20 protein-coding genes are annotated in these 19,849 nt (G+C 70.3%); 16 read left to right on the top strand and 4 right to left on the bottom strand.

Translation table 11 applies throughout. The annotated features are described in order from the left end of the window. Positions 1 to 17 precede the first annotated feature (17 nt). Positions 18 to 749 (bottom strand): hypothetical protein, encoded by a 732-nt coding sequence (locus FK268_RS06970; RefSeq protein ID WP_146432560.1) that lies wholly within the window; start codon positions 747 to 749, stop codon positions 18 to 20. Here FK268_RS06970 and FK268_RS24150 point away from each other — a divergent pair. The 12 genes from FK268_RS24150 (at position 748) to ruvB (ending at position 11,819) form a co-directional block, all read left to right on the top strand. After that, the gene (locus FK268_RS24150) at positions 748 to 900 is read left to right on the top strand and encodes a hypothetical protein (protein ID WP_158636065.1); all 153 of its coding nucleotides are present in this window, start codon (positions 748 to 750) and stop codon (positions 898 to 900) included. The two genes, FK268_RS06970 and FK268_RS24150, sit on opposite strands and share 2 nt — an antisense overlap. Before the next feature lie 53 nt (positions 901 to 953). After that, positions 954 to 1,802 carry a pyridoxal 5'-phosphate synthase lyase subunit PdxS gene (gene pdxS / locus FK268_RS06965; RefSeq protein WP_231706997.1) on the top strand — a complete coding sequence of 283 codons (849 nt, stop codon included), beginning with the start codon at positions 954 to 956 and terminating at the stop codon, positions 1,800 to 1,802. A gap of 96 nt (positions 1,803 to 1,898) precedes the next feature. Further along, positions 1,899 to 3,179: an RDD family protein gene (locus tag FK268_RS06960; protein WP_146432557.1), complete on the top strand. Its 1,281-nt coding sequence runs from the start codon at positions 1,899 to 1,901 to the stop codon at positions 3,177 to 3,179. Further along, a complete protein-coding gene (locus FK268_RS06955; RefSeq protein ID WP_146432555.1) occupies positions 3,176 to 3,979 on the top strand; it encodes a PP2C family protein-serine/threonine phosphatase in 804 nt (267 codons plus the stop codon). The genes FK268_RS06960 and FK268_RS06955 overlap by 4 nt, the downstream gene beginning before the upstream one ends. Positions 3,980 to 4,000: 21 nt before the next feature. Beyond that, a complete protein-coding gene (locus FK268_RS06950) occupies positions 4,001 to 4,825 on the top strand; it encodes an acyl-CoA thioesterase (protein WP_146432553.1) in 825 nt (274 codons plus the stop codon). A gap of 19 nt (positions 4,826 to 4,844) precedes the next feature. After that, positions 4,845 to 5,450, top strand: coding sequence for a pyridoxal 5'-phosphate synthase glutaminase subunit PdxT (pdxT, locus tag FK268_RS06945; RefSeq protein WP_146432551.1), 606 nt, complete (start codon positions 4,845 to 4,847; stop codon positions 5,448 to 5,450). A 41-nt stretch (positions 5,451 to 5,491) separates the two neighbouring features. Continuing rightward, a complete protein-coding gene (locus FK268_RS06940) occupies positions 5,492 to 6,880 on the top strand; it encodes a WS/DGAT/MGAT family O-acyltransferase (protein WP_205124467.1) in 1,389 nt (462 codons plus the stop codon). 45 nt (positions 6,881 to 6,925) lie between these two features. Next, positions 6,926 to 7,681, top strand: a complete 756-nt coding sequence (locus tag FK268_RS06935; RefSeq protein WP_146432547.1) for a YebC/PmpR family DNA-binding transcriptional regulator — start codon at positions 6,926 to 6,928, stop codon at positions 7,679 to 7,681. A 69-nt stretch (positions 7,682 to 7,750) separates the two neighbouring features. Beyond that, positions 7,751 to 9,451, top strand: a complete 1,701-nt coding sequence (locus FK268_RS06930) for a VanW family protein (protein ID WP_146432546.1) — start codon at positions 7,751 to 7,753, stop codon at positions 9,449 to 9,451. 91 nt (positions 9,452 to 9,542) lie between these two features. Further along, positions 9,543 to 10,130: a crossover junction endodeoxyribonuclease RuvC gene (gene ruvC, locus FK268_RS06925; protein ID WP_146433413.1), complete on the top strand. Its 588-nt coding sequence runs from the start codon at positions 9,543 to 9,545 to the stop codon at positions 10,128 to 10,130. After that, a complete protein-coding gene (ruvA, locus tag FK268_RS06920) occupies positions 10,127 to 10,726 on the top strand; it encodes a Holliday junction branch migration protein RuvA (RefSeq protein ID WP_146432544.1) in 600 nt (199 codons plus the stop codon). The genes ruvC and ruvA overlap by 4 nt, the downstream gene beginning before the upstream one ends. Positions 10,727 to 10,778: 52 nt before the next feature. Continuing rightward, positions 10,779 to 11,819 carry a Holliday junction branch migration DNA helicase RuvB gene (ruvB, locus tag FK268_RS06915; protein WP_231706996.1) on the top strand — a complete coding sequence of 347 codons (1,041 nt, stop codon included), beginning with the start codon at positions 10,779 to 10,781 and terminating at the stop codon, positions 11,817 to 11,819. Position 11,820: 1 nt separating this feature from the next. On the opposite strand, the gene FK268_RS06910 is transcribed toward ruvB, so the two are convergent. Together FK268_RS06910 and FK268_RS06905 are read right to left on the bottom strand one after the other, a co-directional pair. Continuing rightward, positions 11,821 to 13,785, bottom strand: a complete 1,965-nt coding sequence (locus tag FK268_RS06910) for a glycosyltransferase family 39 protein (protein WP_146432540.1) — start codon at positions 13,783 to 13,785, stop codon at positions 11,821 to 11,823. Beyond that, positions 13,782 to 15,044 carry a bifunctional glycosyltransferase family 2/GtrA family protein gene (locus tag FK268_RS06905; RefSeq protein WP_193560247.1) on the bottom strand — a complete coding sequence of 421 codons (1,263 nt, stop codon included), beginning with the start codon at positions 15,042 to 15,044 and terminating at the stop codon, positions 13,782 to 13,784. Before FK268_RS06905 ends, FK268_RS06910 begins: the two co-directional genes overlap by 4 nt. 107 nt (positions 15,045 to 15,151) lie before the next feature. Between FK268_RS06905 and FK268_RS06900 the strand changes: the two genes are divergently transcribed. After that, complete coding sequence (locus FK268_RS06900; protein WP_146432538.1) at positions 15,152 to 15,712, top strand: hypothetical protein; 561 nt, start codon at positions 15,152 to 15,154, stop codon at positions 15,710 to 15,712. Between the two features lie 12 nt (positions 15,713 to 15,724). Here FK268_RS06900 and FK268_RS06895 read toward each other — a convergent pair whose 3' ends face one another. Then, on the bottom strand, positions 15,725 to 16,741 hold the full coding sequence (locus FK268_RS06895) for an AraC family transcriptional regulator (RefSeq protein ID WP_146432536.1): 1,017 nt from the start codon (positions 16,739 to 16,741) through the stop codon (positions 15,725 to 15,727). Positions 16,742 to 16,859: 118 nt separating this feature from the next. Here FK268_RS06895 and FK268_RS06890 point away from each other — a divergent pair, with 118 nt between their 5' ends. The 3 genes from FK268_RS06890 to FK268_RS06880 all read left to right on the top strand — a co-directional run bounded on the left by FK268_RS06890 (position 16,860) and on the right by FK268_RS06880 (position 19,840). Beyond that, positions 16,860 to 17,840 carry a quinone oxidoreductase family protein gene (locus FK268_RS06890; protein ID WP_146432534.1) on the top strand — a complete coding sequence of 327 codons (981 nt, stop codon included), beginning with the start codon at positions 16,860 to 16,862 and terminating at the stop codon, positions 17,838 to 17,840. Between the two features lie 16 nt (positions 17,841 to 17,856). After that, positions 17,857 to 18,726, top strand: coding sequence for a TauD/TfdA dioxygenase family protein (locus FK268_RS06885; RefSeq protein ID WP_146432532.1), 870 nt, complete (start codon positions 17,857 to 17,859; stop codon positions 18,724 to 18,726). 61 nt (positions 18,727 to 18,787) lie between these two features. Beyond that, on the top strand, positions 18,788 to 19,840 hold the full coding sequence (locus FK268_RS06880) for a beta-keto acid cleavage family enzyme (protein WP_146432530.1): 1,053 nt from the start codon (positions 18,788 to 18,790) through the stop codon (positions 19,838 to 19,840). Positions 19,841 to 19,849: the final 9 nt, after the last annotated feature.

Here is a 19,849-nt window from a genome sequence, read left to right as displayed (position 1 = left end):
CACTGGTGGTCACGGTGTCATGGCGCGGTGCGGATGACGGGGCCGTCCGCGCCGGCGTCGACAGTGACGACTCGTCCGTCGCGGTGTGTTGCCCTCAGCGCCCCGTCGACGTCGCGGACCACCCAGTTCTCCGCCCGATAGGTGAGACCCGGTTCCACATCACGGAGCGGGACGCCCCAGAACCCGTGGTCCGGGACGACCTGAACCTCGATCCCGTCGTCGTGGAGTATCACCAGCCAGCCGTTCCAGCGGAGCTCCGGTGAGTAGTCGGCCATGGGGCGCCGCACGACGATCGGGATCGCCTCGAAGCCGCTGCGGACGTCCCAGATGCCCGGTGGGGTCCGCGACGACTCCCACGCTCTCCGTGCGTGCCTGACGTCGTCCACGACGAAGACGACCAAGGAGTTCGCCTCGTCGACGTCGACCGCCAGCCAGCGGAGATCGGCGGAGATGAGAGCGGATCCGGAGTAGTCGAAGAAAGTGCCGCCGACGGTCAACATCCAGTCGAATGCCATGTCGATCTCGGCCGAGGTGGGGCGATCGATCGCAAGGCGGTCGGTGTCGGCGGTGATCCGGGGCAGCATTCCGTCGGCGATATCGTCGGCGGTGAGGTACGCGCCGGCGGAGTCGGGGACGGGGGTGAGGGACCACCGGGCGACGAATCGCTCGACCGACCGGCCGTCGAATCCATCGCCGACCGTGAGCTCCGCCGCCGGAACGAAGGGATGCACGCCAACGGTGATGCCCATGCAGTCAGTGTATGTCGCGGCGCACGCGCGGTCGGAACGTCCGCAGGCGGCGTCGTCGGACCCGGCGCTGCGACCCGGGCTGGGAACCGTGCACCGGCATCGGGAATACTGGAGCCCCCACCCGTCCAGCTACGAGGAGATCCATCAGTGACCACTGATCCCCAGACCGCACCCGTCACCGGCACCGCGCGCGTCAAGCGCGGCATGGCCGAGATGCTCAAGGGCGGCGTGATCATGGACGTGGTCACCCCCGAGCAGGCGAAGATCGCCGAGGACGCGGGCGCCGTGGCCGTCATGGCCCTCGAGCGCGTTCCGGCCGACATCCGCGCGCAGGGCGGCGTCAGCCGCATGTCGGACCCCGACATGATCGACGGCATCATCTCCGCCGTCAGCATCCCCGTCATGGCGAAGGCCCGCATCGGCCACTTCGTCGAAGCGCAGATCCTGCAGGCGCTGGGCGTCGACTACATCGACGAGTCCGAGGTGCTGACCCCCGCGGACTACAGCAACCACATCGACAAGTTCGCCTTCACCGTGCCCTTCGTCTGTGGCGCGACCAACCTGGGCGAGGCGCTGCGCCGCATCACCGAGGGCGCCGCGATGATCCGCAGCAAGGGCGAGGCCGGCACCGGTGACGTGTCGAACGCCACGACCCACATGCGCAAGATCCGCGACGAGATCCGCCGGCTGACCTCGCTGCCCGAGGATGAGCTGTACGTGGCGGCCAAGGAGTTGCAGGCCCCGTACGACCTGGTCGTCGAGGTCGCCAAGAACGGCAAGCTGCCGGTCACGCTCTTCACCGCCGGCGGCATCGCGACCCCGGCCGATGCGGCGATGATGATGCAGCTCGGCGCCGAGGGCGTCTTCGTGGGCTCGGGCATCTTCAAGTCGGGCAACCCGGAGCAGCGCGCCAAGGCGATCGTCGCGGCGACCACCTTCTACGACGATCCCGCCAAGCTCGCCGAGGTCTCCCGCGGACTGGGTGAGGCGATGGTCGGCATCAACGTCGATGACATCCCGCAGCCACACCGCCTGGCGGAACGCGGCTGGTAACGGCATGTCGCTCGCCGGTGTCCGACGATTCGCGCTAGCGTCGAGGCTGCGCGTGTCGGGCAGACGCGGGACGAAGTGGAAGCAGTGAGGCGGAGGATGTCAGACCAAGCAACGGCCAGGGCCACCCAGGAGTACGGGGCTCGAACGTCCCTGGGGGGAGCGCGGGTGGAGGCGGCGCCGACGGTGCTGCGGGTCCTCGCGTACGTCGCGGACCTGTGCGTCGCGGCCACCGTGGTGGCCATCGCCCTGATCGTGAACGTCCTGGCCGGCCTTGAGATGGGCTGGATCTTCTTCGGCATCGGGGTGGGCGTCGCGATCGTCGCCTCGATCGTGCTGCACGGCGTCTACGGCGCCAGCCCGGGCAAGTTGCTGGCGGGCCTGACGGTGGTCGACGCCGACTCCCACCGCCGCCTCGCGTTCCCGGCGTCGGCGATCCGTTCCGTCGTCTTCAACGTGCTCGCGCCGCTCGTCTACCTGCCGGCGTGGTCCGTGCTCGCCGACGGCGGGCACCGTGGCATCCATGAGAAGGCCTCCCGCACGACGGTGGTCGACGACGCCGATGTCGCCGCGCCTGCGCGGGCGCAGGCCCCCGCCCCGTCGGGTCCGCTCGGCGGCCTCGTGACGGGCGAGTCGGAGAACACGCTGCAGCGCATTCCGAAGCCGCTGCCCGAGGAGACCCGTGTCGACGCCGTGACCGCCGGCGCGGCCACCGAGGTCGTCGGCGTCGAGGAGCCGCGCGAGCGGATGCAGCCCCCGTCGCTGCCGCCGCTCCCGGACGACGTCCCGGGACTGCGCCCGATTCCGCCGCGGTTCGGCCCGCCCCCCACCGCGGAGGAGCAGGCCGCCGCCTCGGCGCCCGCCGCGGCCTTTGCTCCGCCGCCGCAGCCGGCACCCCAGCAGAACGCGCCGCGACCCACCGGCCCGACGGGGCCCAGCGCCCAGCCGCGCCCGCAGGGACCGGCTCAGCAGCCGCCCGCCGCTCGTCCGCTGCCGCCGCAGGGACCGCAGGGGCGTCCCCCGGCCGCGCCGGCACCGTCGGGCGGAGCACCGATCGTGCTGCGCTTCGACGACGGACACTCGGTGGACGTGCGCGGAGACGGCATCATCGGCCGCGAGCCGGTCGTGCCGCCGACGGCCGATCCGGCCAAGATCACCAAGCACGTGCTGGTCGACGACACCGCGTCGGTGTCGAAGACGCACTTGCTGTTCGGCATCACCCGCGGTGAACTGTGGGTGGAGGACGTGGGCTCGACCAACGGATCCGCGATCGCCTTCGGCGATTCGTGGACCGAGCTCACCAAGGGAGTCAGGTACGCCGTGGAGAAGGGCAGCGTCGTGCACATGGGGCAGCGGAGTTTCAAGGTGTTCGCGGGATGACGACAGAGGCGGGGGAAGCGCGCTCCGAGATCGTCTACGGGGTGCAGGGCGGCGTGTCCATGAAGTGGGTCGCCATCAGTAATCCGGGCCGCGTGCGGATGACCAACGAGGACGGCGCGCTCACCGGCCCGGGCATGTTCCTGCTGGCCGACGGCATGGGCGGCCACGACGCGGGCGAGGTCGCCTCGGCCGCGGCGCTCGAGGCGCTCGCCGAAGTCTTCGGCCCCGAGCCCGTCGACGCGCAGGTCGTGATGGAGCAGGTCGTCGACCGGCTGCGCGACGCGCACGCCGCGATCGAGGCCATCGACTCCGAGACCGGCAAGCGCGCGGGCACCACGGTGACCGGCGTGCTGCTCACGACCTATGAGGGCGTGCCGCACTGGCTGGTCGTGAACATCGGCGATTCGCGCACCTATCGGCTCGCCGAGGGCTACTTCGAGCAGCTCACCGTCGATCACTCGCAGGTCCAGGAGCTCATCAACGGCGGCTTCCTGAGCCCCGAGCAGGCGCGCGTCGATCCCCGGCGCAACGTCATCACCCGCGCGCTGGGTGCCGGCATGGAGCCCGATGCCGACTTCTGGATCGTGCCGGCGCAGCCGCGCGAGAAGCTGCTGGTGTGTTCCGACGGTCTCAACGGCGAGCTCACCGACGACGAGATCCGGGAGATCCTCGACTCCGACGTGCCGATCGACGAGTGCGCCGATCAGCTCGTCGCGGCGGCGCTCAATGCGGGCGGCCGCGACAACGTCACGGTGATCGTGGTGGACGCAACCACGGAACCGACCGATCCGGACTGGTGACCTTCAGTAGAGTCATCCCTCGTGGCTGACATCGAAGCGCTGCTGAGTCTCGAGCAGATCGACCGCGACATCTTCCGCGGGATCCATGCTCCGTCGATCCTGGTCCGGACCTTCGGCGGCCAGGTGGCCGGTCAGGCGCTGCGCTCGGCGATCGAGACGGTGCCGGCGGAGATGCAGGTGCACTCGCTGCACGGCTACTTCCTGCGTCCCGGCAATCCCGACGCCGACACCGTCTTCCTCGTGGACCGGATCCGCGACGGCCGCTCCTTCTGCACCCGCAGGGTCAACGGCGTCCAGAACGGCGAGGCGATCTTCTCGATGTCCGCGTCGTTCCAGTTGCCCGGCCAGGAGGGCATCGAGCACTCCGACGAGATGCCGCCCGCGCCGGACCCCGAGGACGTGCTCAGCCCCCACGACGACCCGAACGCCACCCGCGAGAGCATCGGGCTGTTCCAGGAGTGGAGCGACTGGGACATCCGGATCGTGCCGCAGGACACCACCGAGCAGTACGCCCGCCGCGCGATCCACCAGCAGGTGTGGTTCCGGCACATCGGTCGCCTGCCCGACGACCAGAACATCCACACGGCCGCCCTCGCGTACATGTCCGACATGACGCTGCTCGGCTCGGCCCGCGTGGCCCACCCTGGCGTCGACACCCAGGTGGCCTCCCTCGACCACGCGATGTGGTTCCTGCGCCCCTTCCGCGCCGACGAGTGGCTCCTCTACGACCAGACGTCACCGTCGGCGGGCGGGGGCCGCGCGCTGACCGCTGGACGCATCTTCGCGCGCGACGGCGCGCTGGTGGCGGTCGTCATCCAGGAGGGCCTGCACCGCTTCCGCCAGTAGCCGAATAGGCTGGCTCCCCGTGACTGTGCGGATCGGGGTACTGGCTCTTCAGGGCGACGTGCGCGAGCACCGCCATGCGCTCGAAGCGGCGGGGGCCGCGACATCGGCGGTACGGACCGCGGCGGACCTCGGGGCGGTCGACGGCATCGTGATCCCCGGCGGCGAGTCGACGACGATGAGCCGGCTGCTGGGCGTCTTCGACCTCTTCGACCCGCTGCGCGACGCCCTCGCCGGAGGGCTTCCCGCGTACGGCTCGTGCGCCGGGATGATCCTGCTCGCCTCGGAGGTGCTCGACACCCGGCCCGACGCGCGCTGCCTGGGCGCGATCGATATGACCGTGCGACGGAACGCCTTCGGACGGCAGGTCGACTCCTTCGAGACCGATCTCGCGGTCGCGGGTGTCGACGGCGACCCGGTGCGCGCGGTGTTCATCCGCGCCCCCTGGGTGGAGCGCGTCGGCGACGGGGTCGAGGTGCTCGCCAGGGTGCCTGAGGGCGCCGGCACGACGGCGGGTACGGTGGTCGCTGTTCAACAGGGTGTGACGATGGCCACATCCTTTCATCCCGAGGTCACGGGCGATCTGCGGATCCACCGTCGCTTCGTGGACATGGTGCGGCAGCGGTGAATCCGCGGCCGTAGAGCGAGGGGAGTGGCGTCGTGAGCTACATGCCGGTGACCGATTCGATGTTCCTGCTGGCGGAATCCCGCGAACATCCGATGCACGTTGGCGGGTTGCAGCTGTTCACGCCCCCCGACGGGGCCGGACCGGACCACGTGCGGTCGGTCGTCGAGACGATGCGCGCCCGCACCGAGATCAGCGAGAAGTTCGGCCGCCGTCCCGCCGACCCGGTGGGGATCCTCGGCAACACGTGGTGGTCGTCGGTGGACGAGCTGGACATGGACTACTACGTCCGGCACACAGCGCTGCCGAAGCCGGGCCGTATCCGCGAGCTCTTCCAGCAGGTCTCGCTGTGGCACGAGACGCTGCTCGACCGGCACCGCCCCATGTGGGAGGTGCACGTGGTGGAGGGCCTCGAGGACGGCCGGTACGCGGTGTTCTCGAAGGTGCACCACTCGCTGGTCGACGGTGTCTCGGCGCTGCGGTACATGACGCTGGCGCTCTCGAACGACCCGAACGACATGGAGGGCCGGGTCGTCTGGCAGCCCGGCCTGGGCCGGCGGCCGAAGCCCGCCGCGCCCGCGAAGGAGAGGAGCGGCGGGCTGCTGCCCTTCAACCCGCTGGACACGGTCAAGCAGGTCGGCGGGCTGACGGGCGAGGTCCTGGGCATGCTCCCGGCGTCGCTGAAGGTGGCGGGCAGCGCGTTCCGCGACCACGACTACGTCGCCCCGTTCCAGGCTCCCCACACGATCTTCAACGTGCCGATCGGCGGTGCTCGCCGGTTCGTGGCGCAGTCCTATTCCCTCGACCGGATCGACGCGGTGCGCACCGCCGCCGGCGCGACGGTCAACGACGTGGTGCTTGCGATGTGCGGCGGCGCGTTGCGCGCCTACCTGGCGGAGCTCGGGGAGCTGCCCGACCGCTCGCTGACCGCGATGGTGCCCGTCTCGCTGCGCAAGGACGCCGATGACGTGGACGCCTCCAACGCGGTCGGCGCCGTCATCGCGACGCTGGGCACCGATCTCCCGGAGGCGAGCGAGCGGCTCGAGGTGATCCGCGAATCGGTGATCTCGGCCCGCAGGGTGATGGGTGAGCTGTCGCCGCTGCAGGTGCTCGCCGTGAGTGCGGCCAACATCGCCGGCCTCGCCCCCGGCATGCTGCCGGGCTACCAGGGCGTCTCGCGGCCGCCGTTCAACCTGATCATCTCCAACGTCCCGGGGCCGCGAGAGGCCATGTACTGGAACGGCGCTCACCTCGACGGCGTGTACCCCGCGTCGATCCCGTGGGAGGGGCAGGCGGTGAACATCACGATCTGTACGAACAACCGGAACCTCGAGTTCGGTATCACCGCGTGCCGCACGTCGGTGCCGCACGTGCAGCGGATCATCCACCACCTCGAAGACGCGCTGGCTGAGCTGGAGCGGGCTTTCACGTAAACTCGAAGGGTTGAAGCAGCGCAACCGAACGGAATCGAGGGATCGATGAGCGGCCATTCCAAATGGGCCACCACCAAGCACAAGAAGGCGGCGATCGACGCCAAGCGCGGCAAGCTGTTCGCCAAGCTGATCAAGAACATCGAGGTGGCGGCCCGTACCGGCGGCAGCGATCCCGACGGTAACCCCACGCTGTACGACGCCATCCAGAAGGCGAAGAAGACCTCCGTCCCCAACGACAACATCGAGCGCGCCCGCAAGCGCGGCGGTGGCGAAGAGGCCGGCGGCGCCGATTGGCAGACCATCATGTACGAGGGTTACGGCCCCAACGGCGTGGCGGTGCTCATCGAGTGTCTGACCGACAACCGCAACCGCGCCGCGGGCGAGGTGCGCGTCGCGATGACCCGCAACGGCGGCAACATGGCCGACCCGGGCTCGGTGGCGTACCTGTTCACCCGCAAGGGCATCGTCACGCTCGACAAGAACGGCCAGTCCGAGGACGACGTCCTCATGGCCGTGCTCGACGCCGGCGCCGAGGAGATCAGCGACCTGGGCGATCAGTTCGAGATCCTCTCCGAGCCCACCGACCTGGTCGCGGTGCGTACCGCGCTGCAGGAGGCCGGTATCGACTACGACTCGGCCGAGTCCGGCTTCCGCGCATCGGTCGAGGTGCCCGTCGACGCCGACGGCGCGCGCAAGGTGTTCAAGCTGGTCGATGCGCTCGAGGACAGCGACGACGTGCAGAACGTGTACACCAACGTCGACATCTCCGACGAGGTCCTGGCGGAGCTCGACGAGGACTGAGTGCCCTGAGGTCGACGTATCGCATCGCCCCTACTGTGCGGTAATAATGCGTCAGGATATTCTCAGGTTGTGACTCCCACCCGAACGGCGCTGCGCCGTGTCCCGGCCCTGGCACTGGTCGGGGCCCTGCTCCTCGGAGCGGGGGGAGCGGCGGCCTGGGAATCCGGGCGGGCGGAGACGGTCCACGGAGCCACTGCCGTGGGGGTGGAGTTCGGGGCGCTGGGCCGGGACGCCGCAGTCCACCGGCTCGACGACGCGGCCAAGCGGGTCGACGCCGAGCCCATCACCCTGCGTACGGCGAAGGGGCAGGTGCGGCTCCAGCCCGCGCAGCTCGGCCTGGCCATGGACGTGCCGGGCACCGTGCAGCGCGCCATCGACGCCCGCTCGCCGATGCGAGACCTGATCGGACTGGTCAGCGAGCGGCACGTGCATCCGGCGTCCACGCTCAACCGCGAGGTCTTCGACGCCGCGATCCGCAAGGCCGCCGAAACCCTGACCTCCGCCGCGGGCGACGGGGCCGTCGTCTTCCGCGGTGGCAAGCCCGTGGCCGTCGAACCGAAGGCGGGCGATCGGATCGACGCCGCCAAGGCCGCTGAGGCGGTGGCCGCGGCCTGGCCCGATTCCACAGACATCGCGCTGCCGACCGAGTCCGTGACCCCGACGGTCTCCGCCGACACCGTCCGGACGGTCGCGAGCGGCGCGGCGGCGCAGGCGGTCGCCACCGACGTCGTCCTGCGCCGGGACGCCGCCGGGCAGGTGGCCGCCGGCACCGTCGGCCGCGTCTCCGGGGCCGACATCGGCACGTTCCTGTCCTTCCAGCCCGACGGTGCCGGCAACCTCGCGCCCAAGGTCGACCGGGAGGCGGCGAAGAAGGTCCTCGGCACCCGCCTCGAGTCCGCCGTCGCCAAGCCCAAGGACGCGGGGTTCGACCTGTCCGGGGGCAGCCCGACGGTGACCGAGGGGGTCCCGGGACGCGAGGTGGTCTGGGACCCGACCATCGACGCCGTGAGTAGGGCGGTCACCGAGCAGTCGGCGCAGGGCCGCACCGCGACCGCGCAGTTCAAGTCCGTCGAGCCGAAGATCACCACCGCGCGCGCCAAGGAACTCGGCGTGAAGCAGGTGGTCAGTGAGTTCTCCACCGGCGGCTTCAGCGATGCCTCGGGCGTGAACATCCGCCGCGTGGCGCAGCAGGTGAACGGAGCGGTGGTGCTCCCGGGTGAGACCTTCTCCCTCAACGGCTACACCGGCCCGCGCGGCACGGCACAGGGTTACGTGGAGTCCGGGATCATCAACAACGGCCGCCCGGACAAGGCGGTCGGCGGCGGCATCTCGCAGTTCGCGACCACGCTTTACAACGCCGCCTATTTCGCCGGCCTCGAGGACATGGGTCACACGGAGCACAGCTACTACATCTCCCGGTACCCCGAGGCGCGGGAGGCCACCGTCTTCGAGGGCGCCATCGATCTCCAGTTCCGCAACGACACCCCGTACGGCATCGTGATCGAGTCCAGCGCGGGCGCTTCGTCGGTGACGGTGCGGATGTGGAGCACCAAGACGCGGGAGGTGTCCTCGAGCACCGGCTCACGCAGCCTGCCGACGGATCCGTCGACCATCCGGTTGCCGAAGGGGCCGCACTGCGTGGCCAGCACCGGTCAGCCCGGCTTCACCACCAGCAACACCCGGACCATCACGGACACGCGCACCGGAGCCGTCTCCCGCCACACCCGCACCGTGAAGTACGACCCGGTGCCGACGGTCATCTGCGAGTAGCCGGAGCGTGTTGGTTCCGCAGGGCGGCTAGCCGCTCCGGTATGCTCTCGAACAAAGGTTTGAGTGTTCGACGGTGCTCGGAGGTGCGGCGATGCGGGTGATGGGGGTGGACCCCGGCCTCACGCGCTGCGGCCTGTCGGTGGTCGAAACGGGTGTGGGCCGCAAGGTCACGGCGCTGGACGTGGACGTGGTCCGCACCCCGTCGACCATGCCCCTCGCGGAGCGCCTGCTCGCGGTGTGGACGGCGGCCGAGTTCTGGATGGACACGCACGAGCCGGACGTGATCGCGGTCGAGCGGGTCTTCGCGCAGCACAACGTCTCCACGGCGATGGGCACGGCGCAGGCGGGCGGCGTCGTCGCGCTCGCGGCGGCCCGCCGGGGCATCGACGTGCACTTCCACACCCCGTCGGAGGTCAAGGCGGCCGTCACGGGCAACGGTAACGCGGGCAAGGCGCAGGTCACGGCGATGATCACCAGGATCCTCGGCCTGCAGAAGGCGCCGGAGCCCGCGGACGCCGCCGATGCGCTCGCCCTGGCCGTCTGCCACAGCTGGCGCGCGCCGATGATCGCGCGCATGGCCGAGGCGGAACGCCGTGCGGCGGAACAGAAGAAGGTCTTCGAACAACGTCTCGCGGCCCAGCGTCGCGCGACGAAGAAGGTGACGGGGGGAGTGCGATGATCGCGTCGTTGCGCGGCGAGGTACGCCACATCGGTCTGGATCACGTAGTGATCGAGTGCGGCGGCGTGGGCTACAAGGTGCTCGTGGCGCCGAACACGGCGGGCACGCTCACTCGGGGCACCGAGGGCTACCTGCTCACCTCGATGGTCGTGCGCGAGGATTCGCAGACCCTCTACGGCTTCACCGACGCGCCGCAGCAGGAGCTCTTCCACCTGCTGCAGACGGTGCAGGGCGTGGGCCCGCGGCTCGCGATGGCGGCGATCGCGGTCCTCGATCCCGCGCAGATGCAGACGGCGATCGCGTCGGGGGATCTCAAGACGCTGTGCCTGATCCCCGGGATCGGCAAGCGCGTCGCCGAGCGCATCCACATCGAACTCAAGGACAAGGTGTCCGCGGCGCCGGCCGGCGGCGGGGCCGTGGCCGGCTCGACGGTGCCGGCGGGTGGCGTCTCGCAGCAACTCCTCGACGCGCTGGAAGGGCTCGGCTTCACGCCCAAGCAGGCGGAGCCCGCCGTCGCCGCGGCCGTCGAGGCGGGGCCGGACAAGTCCGTCTCCGAGCTCCTGCGCGACGCCCTGAAGTCCCTGGGGCGCGGCTGACGTGCACTACGACGACGAGGTGGGCAGCGAGTTCGAGGGCGCCGAGGGGGTCATGGGGCCGTCCGCGCTCGCGGGCGACGACACCGAATCGCTGCGGCCGCGTTCGCTCGACGAGTTCATCGGCCAGCCGAAGGTCCGCGAGCAGCTGCAACTCGTGCTGCACGGCGCGAAGCTGCGGGGCGGCACGCCGGACCACATCCTGCTGTCGGGACCGCCCGGACTGGGCAAGACCAGCCTCGCGATGATCATCGCCGCCGAGCTCGGGACCGCCCTGCGCGTGACCTCCGGCCCGGCGCTGGAGCGTGCCGGTGACCTCGCCGCGATGCTCTCGAACCTCGTCGAGGGCGACGTGCTGTTCATCGACGAGATCCACCGCATGGCGCGCCCGGCGGAGGAGATGCTCTACCTCGCGATGGAGGACTTCCGGGTCGACGTGGTGGTCGGCAAGGGGCCGGGCGCCACGTCCATCCCGCTCGACGTCGCGCCGTTCACCCTGGTCGGCGCCACCACGCGTTCCGGTGCACTCACCGGTCCGCTGCGCGACCGGTTCGGTTTCACCGCGCACATGGACTTCTACGAGACGGCCGATCTCGTGCAGGTGATCGAGCGCAGCGCGAAGATCCTCGGCATCACGATCGAGCGCGAGGCGGCCGCCGAGATCGGCAGCCGCAGCCGCGGCACGCCCCGCATCGCGAACCGGCTGCTGCGCCGCGTCCGCGACTTCGCGGACGTCCGCGCCGACGGCACTGTCTCCGTCGACGTGGCGCGCGGCGCTCTGAAGGTCTACGACGTGGACGAGCTGGGCCTCGACCGTCTGGACCGCGCCGTGCTCGGCGCGCTGATCCGCAGCTTCGGCGGCGGGCCCGTGGGCGTTTCGACGCTGGCCGTCGCCGTCGGCGAGGAGCCGGGCACCGTCGAGGAGGTGTGCGAGCCCTTCCTGGTGCGCGCCGGCATGCTCGCGCGGACACCGCGGGGCCGCGTCGCCACCATGGCGGCCTGGCACCACCTGGGATTGGAGCCTCCCGCCGGGGCACTCGCCTCCGGCATCGAGGTCCGCGGGGACTTCGACGCCGGCGACGAGCGCCTGTTCTGACTCAGCTCGCCGGCGTGGTCAGGTCGTAGACGGACACCCCGTCGACGATGCGCGACGGGAACGTCTTCTCCACCCATGCGCGGATCTGCGACGCGGTGCCGGAACCTCCGAAACCTCCGAAGCCACCGGCGGACTCGGCGAGGAAGTAGTGGATCTTGCCGTCGCGCACGTACTCCTGGAACTGCGCCAGGGTGGGCGACGGGTCGGTGCCGTTGAAGCCCCCGATCGGCATCACGGGCTTCTCCGTCGCCAACTGGTAGCCGGCGGCGTTGTTCGCGCCGATCGTCGCCGCCACCCACGTGTAGCGGGCGGCGTCCCGGAGCAGGAGCGCGGTCACGGCGGGGCCGGCCTTGCTACCCATCAGGAACGACGGTCCGCCGCTCCGGCTTTCGTGCCCGCCCGGGGCGTCCGTACCGGCACCGTCGGAGCGTGCGAACCCGCCAGGCCGATCCATCCGGCCCATTCCGCCGGGACCGAATCCGTGGCCGCTGGACGGTCCCGCGGAGACGATGGCGCCCTGCCGTGGCGTGGCGATCGTCTCGACGGTGAAGGCCGCCTGCCCGGCGACCGCCGCGAACAGGGAGGTCACCGCGATCAGGCCCGCGAGGCGCCGCGAGGCCCCGACCGCAGGGAGCAGTGAGGCGAGGAGAGTGATCGTGGACACCGCAGCCGCGGCTGCGATCGCCCAGCGCAGCCAGGGATTCCAGTCCGGCGTCTGCGCCAGGATGTACCAGCCCGTGGCGCCGGTCGCGGCGACCGCCACCGCACCCGTGACCCGAACCCGTGCCCGCCCGCGTTCGCGCCACCCGACGGCGACACCGGTTGCGACGAGCGCCGCGATCGCGGGCGCCAGTGCCACGGTGTAGTACGCGTGGAAGATGCCCGCCATGAAACTGAACGTGACGCCGGTGACGAGCAGCCAGCCGCCCCACGCGATCACGGCGGCGCGATCGGGATCCGTGCGCGGTGCGTACCAGCGCAGGGCCACGACCAGGGCGATCGCGATCAACGCGGCGGGGAGCAGCCAGGCGATCTGGCCCGCCTGCGCGGGTTCGACCATGCGCAGGACGCCGGGCTCGCCGAACATGCCACCCCCGCGATGCCCGGGCATCTCCATCCCGGCCGGCAGCTCGAATCCGGACGGCATCCCCGTGTCGCCGCGGCCGGGGCCGACGCTGCCCTTCTCGTTCCCGTTGAGACGGCCGAGACCGTTGTAGCCGAGGGTGAGTTCGAGGATCGAGTTGTTCTGCGAGCCGCCGATCCACGGTCTCGACGAGGCGGGCCAGAGCTCGACGGTGAGTAGCCACCAACCCGCGCCGACGATCATCGCGGCGCCTGCGGCGAAGAGCTGCGCGATACGCTTCCCGATCCGGGGCGGGCCCGCGATCAGGTACGTCAGTGCCAGTCCGGGCACGATCAGCATCACGGCGAGCTGCTTGGTGAGGAAGCCGAGGCCCACGAAGGCGCCGCAGGCCACGACCCACCGCCAGTGGCCGTCCTCGACGGCCCGCAGCATCGCCCATGTCGCGGCGATCATCAGCAGGACCAGCAAGGCGTCCGGATTGTTGAACCGGAACATCATGGCCGCCACCGGCGTCACCGCCAGCAGGAACCCGGCGAGCAGAGCCGCGGCCGGGCCGGAGCGACGGCGCACCGTCGCGTACAGCAGGCCGACGGAGGCCACGCCGAGCAGGGCCTGGGGGACGAGCATCGCCCAGGTGTTGACTCCGAAGATCCTGGTGGACAGTTCCATCACCCAGAGCGAGGCCGGCGGTTTGTCGACGGTGATGGAGTTCGCTCCGTCGGAACTGCCGAAGAACATGGCCTTCCCGCTGACGGTGCCCGCTTGGACGGCCGCGGCGTAGAAGGCGTTCGCCCAGCCGGCTCGTCCGAGCCCCCAGATGTACGCGACCGTCGTCCCCACGAGGAGGAGTGCGGCACCGATCCGTTCGTTCGTCCTGCTCACGTGGCGTCGTTCGCGGTACGGAAGATCAGGCGCATACCGAGGAACCGGGTGACCGTCGCGACGAGGTTCGCGACCACGAGGACGGCGAGCTGCAGCTCCCGGCTCGCGTGCGGTGCGACTTGGCCGAGCGCGAACAGACTGCCCGCCGTGAGGCCCCAGGTGACGAAGAAGACCACCAGTCCCTGTGCGTGATGGCGGGCGGCCCCGGCTCGTCCACTGACTCCGAAGGTGAAGGAGCGGTTGGCCGCGATGTTCGCCACGGCGGTGATCAGGAGTGCCGCGAAGTTCGCGGCCTGCGCGCCGATGATCGGATGCAGCAGCAGATACAGCAGTGCGTAGGCGATCGTGCTCGCGATGCCGACCAGGGCGAACCGCGCGAGCTGACCGATCATCCCTCGTGGCACACCGTCGAGGTGGGGCTCCTCGCGGCCCAGGGCGCGTCGCACCTCGTCGAGCGGGAGCGCGCCGCGGCCGAGTGCGCGCCCCACTCGGACCACGCCCCGCAGGTCCTTCTTGACGGTGTCGACGATGTCGACGCGACTGTCGGGGTCGTCGGTCCAGTCCACCGGCACCTCGTGGATCCGCAGGCCCGCGCGCTCGGCGAGCACGAGGAGCTCGGTGTCGAAGAACCATTCGCCGTCCTCGACCAGGGGGAGCAGCTGCCGGGCGACATCGGTGCGGATCGCCTTGAATCCGCACTGCGCATCGGAGAACCGCACCCGCAGGGCGGTGTGCAGCAACAGGTTGTAGCCGCGGGAGATGAACTCGCGCTTGGGGCCGCGCACGACCTTCGCGCCGCGCCCGAGTCGCGTGCCGATCGCGAGGTCGCTGTGGCCCGAGAGCAGTGGAGCGACCAGCGGGTGCAGGGCCTTGAGGTCGGTCGAGAGGTCGACGTCCATGTAGACGAGCACGCTGGCGTCGGATTCGGCCCAGACGCGGCGCAGCGCCCGGCCGCGCCCCTTCGCGTCGAGGTGAACGACGCGGACACCGTCGATCGCGCCGGCCAGCGCGCGGGCGACGGTCAGGGTGTCGTCGGTGCTCGCGTTGTCGGCGATGGTGATCCGGGCGGGAATGCCCAAGGAGTGCTCGAGGTAGGCGTGCAGGGTCTCCACGCAGTGCGCGATGGTGTGGGCCTCGTTGTACACGGGGATCACGATGTCGAGGGCGGGCGTGGTGCCCACCGAAGCGGAGGAGGCGGCCATGTCTGCGGGCTCGGGGTCGTCCGTGGCCGTGCGGCCCGCTGCGATCTCGGTTGTCATGCCATGAGCCTCGACGGCGGAACTGCGGTCGCCCTGTCCTGAGTCTGTGGGGTAGCTGCGAGCCTCCGGACTCCCCGCTCGGGCGGTGCGCCGCTAGATTCGTCGACATGGACGAGGTGGTGGGGAGGCTGTCCGATGCCGCGCGGGGGACCGGATTCTCGGTGACCCCACTGCCGGACGGATCGGTCAGCGTGGTGAGCAGCGACAACGGCGTCGTGGTCGTGCCGGATCGGCCGGAGCGGCGGTACCGGCTGGAGGCGCCGCTGCCGATGACGACGGATTCCGGTGTCGTGCACGAGAGCTGGTCCCAGGTGGGGCCGGGGCCGCGGGGCGCCGCGGGCGGCTTCGTCGGAAAGCAGTGGATCGGTCGGTTCAGTCTGGCCTACGACCCGAAGACCAGGAAGTGGCTCGCGGACCCGTCGGGCCGAATCGACGAGTTCGTCCGTGGGGCGCTCGATCCTTCCGGGTGGAAGCGGGAGTGGACGCGCAGCGACCGGATCGTGACGGCGTGCGTGGTCGCTGTGCTGCTCCTGTGCGTGCTGTTGTGGGTCGGCGTGACCGCCGCTCTGGCCGCCGCCTTCGATTCGGGCTGGGTGTGGGCGATCTCGGCACTGATGCTGGGCTACGGGGCGTTCATGTTCTGGTGGGGCCAGATCCGCCGGCAATAGCGGCCGCGGGTCTCACGGGCCGCCGGCGGAATGGCGCCAGGCCCGGGGCGTCATGTCGAACCGTCCGCGGAACCATCGGGAGAAGTTGGACGGACTCGAGAATGCGAGGATCTCCGCGATCTCGGTGAACGAGTACCGCCTCCCGGCGACGAGGTGCCGCGCCAAGCTCTCCCGGACGTCGTCGACCACCGCGGTGAAGGTCGTCCCCTCCGCAGCGAGCCTACGATGCAGCGTCCGGCGGTCGACACCGAGGCTCCGCGCGACCTGGTCCGCCGAGCATCGTCCGGTCGGCAGCAAGAGGTCAACCAGCTCCGTGATCCTCGCCGTGACGTCGCGTCCCGAGTCGGCGTCCCGGTCGACGATGCGCTGTGTGTACACACGGAGCTGGGGGTCGGCCGTCGTGGTACGGCGGTCGAGGTCGCGTTCGTGGAGGCGGACCCCGTTGTGGTCCGCATCGAAGTGGAGCGCCCCGGTGAACATGCGCCGCGCGGTCTCGGCATGCCGCGGCGCCGCGTGGCCGAAGGACACCGACAGGGGGGTCCATTCCGTACCGAGCAGTTCGCGGAGCAGCGCGTACACCACGCCGACGGCCAGATCGATCGCCTGCCGGTCCGGCGCCGGCCGGTCGAGGGCGAGTTCCACGCGGACGGTGGCGACTCCGTCGGACACTGAGAGGCGGGTGTGCAGCGCCTCGTTGTACATGCGCTCGTGCCGGATGAGGATCTCAAGGGCGCTGCGGACGTCTGGCTCCTCACGCAGGACGAGACTCAGCGGCCCCAGGTGTGACAGTCGCCGCAGCTCCGCGAGCCGCAGGCCCAGGTCGTCCCTCCCAGTGACCCGGGCCGTGCGCTCGAGCAGGTCGTTGACGGACGACGCGGGAATCCAACGGTCCTGCTCGGTGACTCCGCGGGGGTCGAGGCCGGCATCGCGGAGGAGAGCGTGGGGATCGGCGCCGAGCGAGCGGGTCAGGTCGGCGTAGTTGGCGAGCGAGGCGTAGCGGGCGAGCGGTTTGTGTTCTGTGATCGCCATCACCACCTTGTCCCGAGATGAATACTTCGCTGTCCCCTGAGGAACAGTTTATGCCTTGGCGCGTCCCTAGTGTCGTCTGCATCACATTCCGATGCGGACCAGAAGGAGGGACGAAGACATGGCGAACGCGATCCGCTTCCACGAGACCGGAGGGCCCGAGGTGCTCCGGTGGGAGGCCGTCGAGGTGAGCGAGCCGGGTGAGGGGGAGGTCCGGGTGTGGCACCACGCCGTGGGGCTCAACTTCGCGGACAACTACTACCGCACAGGCCTCTACCCCGTGCCGCTGCCCAACGGCATGGGCGTCGAGGCCGCCGGCGTCGTCCAGGAGGTCGGGCCCGGCGTCGAGGGTTTCATCCCCGGCGATCGGGTGACGTACACCTACACGGGGAGCCCGCTCGGTGCGTACAGCACCGAGTTCGTGCTCCCCGCCCGCCACCTCATCCACCTGCCCGACGAGGTCGACTTCGAGACGGCCGCGGCGTGCACCATGCGCGGACTCACCGCGGCGTACCTGATGCGGCGTATCCACGACTACCGCCCCGGCGACACCATCCTGCTGCACGCCGCGGCCGGCGGAGTCGGGCTCATCGTCGCGCAGTGGGCGAAGCTGCTGGGGCTCACGGTGATCGGAACCGTCTCCACCGAGGAGAAGGCGGAGGCGGCCCGGGCCGCCGGCGTCGACCACATCGTCTACTACCGCCGCGAGGACGTCGCCGCCCGCGTGCGCGAGATCACAGGCGGCACAGGGGTCCCCGTCGTGCTCGACAGCATCGGCGCGGCCACGTTCCAGTCGTCGCTCGATTCCCTCGCCCGACGGGGCCTCCTCGTCTGCTTCGGTACGTCCTCTGGCCCTATCCCGCCGATCGACGCCATGCAACTCGCGATCAAGGGCTCGCTGTTCGTCACCCGGCCCGCGCTCGCCGACTACATCGCCGACCCGCGCGAGCGGGCCGACCTCGCCGGAGAACTGTTCGGGCACATCGCGTCCGGCCGGATCACGGTCGCCGTGAACCGCAGCTACCCGCTCGCGGAGGCCGCCAGGGCGCACGCCGACCTCGAGTCGGGCGCGCTCGTCGGCTCCAACATCCTGATCCCGTAGATCCCGAAGGCATCCCATGACCATCACCGCACGACGCATCCGCGCTGACCGTCTCACCGCCCACATCGGTGCGGAACTCACCGGCATCGATCTCTCCGAGGTCGCCCACGACGACACCCTCTTCGCAGAACTGCGCGCGCTGCTGTTGGAGCACAAGGTGCTCTTCGTCCGCGACCAGCCGATCAGCCGCGCAGACCACGTCGCCCTGGCCCGCCGGTTCGGCGCACTCGAGGACCACCCGGTGCTCGGCAGCGACCCGGAGCACCCCGGGCTCGTCCGTATCTACAAGGATCTCGACAGCGACCGGGAGGCGTACGAGAACGCCTTCCACTGCGACGCCACCTGGCGCGAGTGCCCGCCGTTCGGATCCGTCCTGCGCTGCGTCGAAGGCCCCGACGTGGGCGGCGACACCATCTGGGTCGACATGGCCGCCGCGTACGAGGCGCTGCCCGACGAGGTGAAGGCCCGGATCGCCGGTCTGCGCGCGCGGCACTCGATCGAGGCCAGTTTCGGCGCACGACTGCCGGTCGAGCAGCGGCACGCGCTGCACGAGCGGTATCCCGATGCGGAGCACCCCGTCGTGCGCACGCATCCCGAGACCGGCGAGAAGGTCCTGTTCGTCAACGCCTTCGCCACGCATCTGACCAACTTCCACATCGACGCGAACATCCGCTTCGGCTTCGATTACGCCCCCGGCGCCGGTGAGCTCCTGCAGTACCTCCAGCGACAGGCCGCCGTCCCGGAGTTCCAGGTCCGCTGGCGCTGGACGCCCGACAGCTTCGCGATCTGGGACAACCGATGCACCCAGCACTACGCCGTCCAGGACTACTGGCCGGCCGTACGCCGGATGGAGCGCGCCGGCATCGTCGGCGATCGCCCGTACTGACCACCCGCCCGAACGAAACCCTCATCCCCGCAACGCAGCCCGCAACACAAGGAGAACCATCATGCATTTCCACGACGACGCCCTGTTCCCCGAGGTTCAGGAGAAGCAGGTCATCACGGTCGCGCCGTACGGCCCCGAGTGGGAGCTCGACGACTTCCGCGAGGACCTGCCGCTGACCATGGAGCAGCACGTCCAGCAGGCCGTCGACTGCTACGAGGCCGGCGCCACCGTCCTGCACATCCACGTGCGCGAGGAGGACGGCCACGGCTCGAAGCGGCTGTCCAAGTTCAACGAGCTGCTCTCCGGCCTGCGCGAAGCGGTGCCGGACATGATCCTGCAGGTCGGCGGCTCCATCTCCTTCGCCCCTGAGGGCGAAGGCGCCGATGCGAAGTGGCTCTCCGACGACACCCGGCACATGTTGGCGGAGCTCGACCCCAAGCCCGATCAGGTGACCATCGCCATCAACACCAGCCAGATGAACATCATGGAGCTGATGACCGAGGCCGACATCGAGGGCACCTCGATGCAGCGGCCCGAGCTGTACGACACCTACCGCGAGATGACGGTCCCCGCCGGCCCCGAGTGGGTCGAGGAGCACCTGCGCCGCCTGACCGCCAACGGGATCCAGCCCCACTTCCAGCTCTCGTCGATCCCGCAGTTGGAAACCGTCGAGCGCCTGATCCGTCGCGGCAAGTACATGGGTCCGCTCAACCTCACCTGGGTCGGCATCGGTGGCGGCTTCGACGGTCCCAACCCGTACAACATCATGAACTTCATCAACCGGGTCCCGGACGGCGCGATTCTCACGCTCGAGACCCTCATGCGCTCAGTGCTCCCCGTGAACACGATGGCCATCGCGATGGGCCTGCACACCCGGTGCGGCAACGAGGACACCATCTGGGGCCGCCCCGGCGAGAAGATCAAGTCCGTCGACCAGGTCAAGCAACTGGTGCGGATCAGCCACGAACTCGGCCGCGACGTCGCCACCGGCAAGGAGGCCCGCGACATCTACCGCATCGGCGAGCAGTACGGCTCCGTCGACGAGACCCTGGCCAAGCTGGGCTACGCGCCGAACCGGCAGGCCGGTCAGCTCGGATTCACCCAGCACGCGTGAACGGATGAA

Source organism: Tsukamurella sputi, assembly GCF_007858445.1.
Taxonomy (GTDB): Bacteria; Actinomycetota; Actinomycetes; order Mycobacteriales; family Mycobacteriaceae; genus Tsukamurella; species Tsukamurella sputi.
The sequence above is the reverse complement of the archived record's forward strand: the minus strand, read 5'-3'. Positions and strand labels throughout refer to the sequence as shown.